At 67.8% G+C, this 2,269-nt stretch carries 3 protein-coding genes; 1 reads left to right on the top strand and 2 read right to left on the bottom strand.

Translation table 11 applies throughout. From position 1 onward, the window contains the following. Positions 1-26: 26 nt before the first annotated feature. Positions 27-644 (bottom strand): DUF6000 family protein, encoded by a 618-nt coding sequence (locus ACNFOC_RS53445; RefSeq protein WP_416966177.1) that lies wholly within the window; start codon positions 642-644, stop codon positions 27-29. 111 nt (positions 645-755) lie between these two features. Then, positions 756-1,124, bottom strand: a complete 369-nt coding sequence (locus tag ACNFOC_RS53440) for a VOC family protein (protein ID WP_416966176.1) — start codon at positions 1,122-1,124, stop codon at positions 756-758. A gap of 91 nt (positions 1,125-1,215) precedes the next feature. Between ACNFOC_RS53440 and ACNFOC_RS53435 the strand changes: the two genes are divergently transcribed. After that, the gene (locus ACNFOC_RS53435) at positions 1,216-2,205 is read left to right on the top strand and encodes a helix-turn-helix transcriptional regulator (RefSeq protein ID WP_416966175.1); all 990 of its coding nucleotides are present in this window, start codon (positions 1,216-1,218) and stop codon (positions 2,203-2,205) included. Positions 2,206-2,269 lie beyond the last annotated feature (64 nt).

The raw sequence follows: 2,269 nt of genomic DNA, 5'->3' as shown, positions 1-2,269 counted from the left end.
GGGCTACGGCACCCGCGCGCGGACCACTACGACCGGGTGCAAGCGCACCTGTCGACGACGGCGCAGAGCTGGCGGATCAGGTTCAGGTGGGTGGCGGGGTCCGTGGTGTCCTGCATGTGGGACGCGTCCTGGAGCCATTGGTGCCACAAGCCGCCCGAGCCCAGGAAACGCGCGGCTCGGTCGCCTCCGAGATTCAGGTCGGTGTACATGAGCGCGCCCATGACGACGGTCTGGTCGTATGCGAGGTCGGGGCGGCGAAGGTAGCGGTCGAGGTAGGCGGCGAGCAGTTCAGCGTCGCGCGGCGTGCCGAAGCCGGCCAGGGTCACGCAATAGGCCAGGCCGGCGCAGCAGAACTCGCTGGCCAGCAGAATCTCCCCGAGGCGCTCACGGAACTCGGTCCGGCGGGAGACGGCGATGAGCCATGCGGCAGTCCTCCGCTCCCGCCATCCGCCATCGAGGAGGACGGCGATCTCCTGCGCGGTGATGAGTCCCGCGTCCTCACCGAGATCCCGCACGAATCGGTCGTACTCGGGACTTCGCATGCGCAGCAGGCTGCCGCCGAGCTTCAGGTAGCGGCGCTCGGGCGTCACATAGCGGCGGACCAGGGTCCGCGGTTCCGCATCCTCGTGGGCATGACGTGTCACGGGTCAGATCCTGGCTCGCCGGTGCGCCACGCGGCCAGCCTTTTTCGGCGGCAGGCGTGACACTGTCGTGCGCGCCTGCCGCATTGCGGCATTTCAGTCCTTCGGTGCGACTCAGTCCTTCGGTGCGACGCGGATACGGTTCCCGTCAGGATCGGCTGCGAGGAAGGTCAGCCCGAACCCCGCGTCATGAGGCTCGCGCAGGATCGTGACCCCCTTGGAACTCCACTGCTCGAAGGTCGCGTTGAGCTCGTCGGGTCCACCGTCGATGGCCACGCACACCTCACTGGTGCGCGGGACGTCTGGTGACAGATCCTCGAACCGGCCGGACCACAGACCGAGGTCAGCGCCCGGCCCGAGGTCGAAGGTGATGTATCCCGACGTCTCGAACGAGGGGCTCATGCCGAGGAGGTCACCGTAGAAACGAGCCGCGGCGGGAGCGTCGTTCACGTAGACGATGGACACGACGGATGTGGTGGTCATGGTTGTTCCTTCTCGCAGGTGGGGGGGCGCATCCGCCAGCCTGACCGGGATATGCGCCGCATCGTGTCGCAATTCCTGAAAAAATTGGCGTGTGACCCCGGACCGCTTCTTCTCCCTGATGCTGCTCCTCGGATCGAGGGGTGCCGTGACCACACAGGAACTCGCCTCGGCGCTCGGGGTGTCCCTTCGAACCATCACCCGAGACCTGAACTGGCTCCGTGACGCCGGTCTGCCGGTGACCGCGCAACGGGGCCGCCTCGGAGGCGTGACCATGCTGCCCGGGTCCGGGCTCGACCTCACGCGGCTCACACCGGGCGAGCGTGATCAGCTGTCGCTCACCGGGCTGGACGAGAGGCAACGTGCGGAGCTCGACGCATCGGTCGAAAGCCGGCGCGCGCTCTCCAAGATCGCCGCCGCACAGCCACGTCGAGTTCATGAACTCCCGCCGCTCACCGACGTGGTGCACGTGGACAGCCGCCCCTGGCTCCAGGCACGAGCTTCCGGCACGACTCCGGCTTCGCTGATCGGCGCGGTGCGGCGAGGTCACCGGCTACGGATCGAGTACGACAGCCCACGCGAGCCATGCCCACGCGACCTGGTCGTGGATCCCTACGGGCTGTTCGCCAAGGCCGGTATCTGGTACCTCGTCGCCGACCGTGCCCGAGTGCCACGGATGTACCGACTCGAACGGATCACGACGTGGAATGAAGTCGACCAGCCACGACGGATCCGCGAGAGCCAGACCCTGGCCACCGTCGCGGCGGCGCTCGTCGATCAGTGGGAGCACAACCACGCGATAGAGGTCAGCGCCACCATCGACCAGACCCAGATCGAGCGAGCGCAACGGATCTTCGGCCAACGACTCGTCCCGGACGACCATGACCATGACCACGACCATGACCACGAAGAATCCGCCACCGGCCGCAAGGTGACGATCCGCTTCCTGCACCTGGAGGACGTGCGAGCACTGCTGCCGTTCGGGAGCGCCGTCACTGTGCACGGCCCCACCGAAGCCAGGGCTCACCTCCGCGACCTCGCCACCGATCTCGCCCACCACTACGCGCCGCCACCAACGTCCTGACCCGCGACAACCAGCGCGCCTCGGCACACCGGGGGCTCCCTCACGCGCACTCGTCCCGAACGGC

It is taken from the genome of Streptomyces colwelliae, assembly GCF_048158785.1.
GTDB lineage: Bacteria > Actinomycetota > Actinomycetes > Streptomycetales > Streptomycetaceae > Streptomyces.
This window is presented reverse-complemented; position numbering and strand designations above follow the sequence as displayed.

Excerpts from the sequence above, each read along its gene's own strand:
- ACNFOC_RS53440 (WP_416966176.1), bottom strand. The coding sequence starts at position 1,124 with ATGACCACCACATCCGTCGTGTCCATCGTCTACGTGAACGACGCTCCC.